Below are 1,849 nucleotides of genomic sequence, written 5' to 3' on the forward strand. Positions count from 1 at the left end.
TGGCGGACCTTTCAGTGTGTCTTTAGACATGGGCCAGTACCCCAGCGTTTCACGCGTAGAGCAAACCACCAGTTAGACTGGTGGTTCTGATTATGTCTATGGCTGGCGTGAAGAATTGCTCAACTTGAGAGTGGAATCATTCGGGTAAGGTTGAGAACTGCTCAGTTAGAGAGTAAGGTCGCACGGGCAATGTCGAGAGCCGCTCAGGTGGAGAGTGAAGTCGCTCGGGCAATGACGAGAACCGCTCAGGTGGAGAGTGAAGTCGCTCAGGTAAGATCGATAACCGCTCAGGTAGAGAGTGAAATTGCTCGGGCAATGACGAGAATCGCTCAGGTGGGGTAAGAAGTCGCTCGGGCAATGACGAGAATCGCTCAGGTGGGGTAAGAAGTCGCTCGGGCAATGACGAGAATCGCTCAGGTGGAGTAAGAAGTCGCTTGGGTAAGATCGAGAACCGCTCAAGTGGAGAGTGAAGTCGCTCAGGCAATGTCGAGAATCACTCAGGTAGAGTATGAAATTGCTCGAAAAGGGTGAAAAACGACTCAGGTCAAAAATAAAATCAACTAAATTGGGCCAAATATTCACAAATTTTCTTAATATTAATCTTTTTCGCAAACTTAAGGTGATTAAATTTTTAATTTAGAAAAAGCTATTTGCAAAGGTGATAAAACTTGCTATAGTCTAGGCAAAAAGAAAGGAGAATTTCATGATATTAAAACCATTTGAACAAGCAACAATTATACCAGGATTACGTGCATTGGTTCATCGATTGGATTCAAATCATTCGCTGCATTTAAAAGTTTCGCAAGAGTTACAGCAATTAGAAGCAGGCGATTTTGGAGAACAATGTATAATAAGTGAATTGCAAAAACTATCAAAGACACTGGAAATCTATGTTTTGCATAATATTACTTTGTTTGAGCCTGTTCCTATTCAGCTTGATGTTGTAGTTATTACTCCTTATGATGTAGTTGTTATTGAAAGTAAAAATATACGTGGGAGGATTGAATTGAAGCATCATCCAAGACAAATGGTCCGTATATTAGAAAATGGTGACAAACATATTTTTAATCATCCAGAAATTCAACTCGAAGAATATATTTTTGGATTAAATTCTTTTTTTAAACAACTTAAGTTCCAAATAGAAGTGACAGGGATTATCGTTTTTCCTTTTAATAACGCTGAAATTTATTATGAACAAGGAAAGTTTCCGATTTTAATGAGGCGTGAACTGTCCTATTTCCTAAGACAACATTTAAATAAAAATAAATCACAACGAACGATTCCAAAATCACAAATAGCTAATCTCTTACTAAAGCATCATCGTGCTTTTCAGACTTCCCCATTATGCACCTACTACAATATTAATCCAAAAATTCTTCAACAGGGTATATTCTGCAGACATTGTAAGCAGTCAAAAGTAATCCGACAAAAGCATAGCTGGTTTTGTCCGGCTTGTAAAAAGTATGACAAATTAGCTCATCATCAGGCATTGCAGGATTTTTGTTTATTGATTGATGAGAAAATTAATACACAATCCGCACGTTATTTTTTAGCATTATCAAATCGACATCTTACAAAAAGGCTGCTACAGGAATTTTCTAAGAAAAAGGAAGGATGTAACAATAAGACATTTTATTATTTAAAGGACGATTAAAAGAGCTTGCTTAGGGGATGTGAAAATTTATTCGAGACTGCTGAAGAAAGGAGAGTAGTCGCTCGGGTAGCACCGAGATTTGCTCAGGTAAGGAAAGAAATTGTGATTAGTATAAATAATGGACACGGAAAAGTGAGCGTATGTATGATAATCCTAATTACATTAGAGGACGTGTTCAACATGACTAAAAGATCC

The 1,849-nt window shown here is 38.0% G+C and carries 1 protein-coding gene; it reads left to right on the plus strand.

What is annotated here, in order from left to right; translation table 11 throughout:
* The first annotated feature begins 703 nt into the window (after positions 1-703).
* Positions 704-1,654 (plus strand): nuclease-related domain-containing protein, encoded by a 951-nt coding sequence (locus tag ACQKIM_RS28045; RefSeq protein WP_427550239.1) that lies wholly within the window; start codon positions 704-706, stop codon positions 1,652-1,654.
* Positions 1,655-1,849 lie beyond the last annotated feature (195 nt).

Origin of the sequence: Lysinibacillus sp. NPDC047702 (assembly GCF_050272555.1) — a bacterium.
In the GTDB taxonomy this organism is placed as follows: domain Bacteria; phylum Bacillota; class Bacilli; order Bacillales_A; family Planococcaceae; genus Lysinibacillus.

Excerpts from the sequence above, each read along its gene's own strand:
- ACQKIM_RS28045 (WP_427550239.1), top strand. The coding sequence starts at position 704 with ATGATATTAAAACCATTTGAACAAGCAACAATTATACCAGGATTACGT.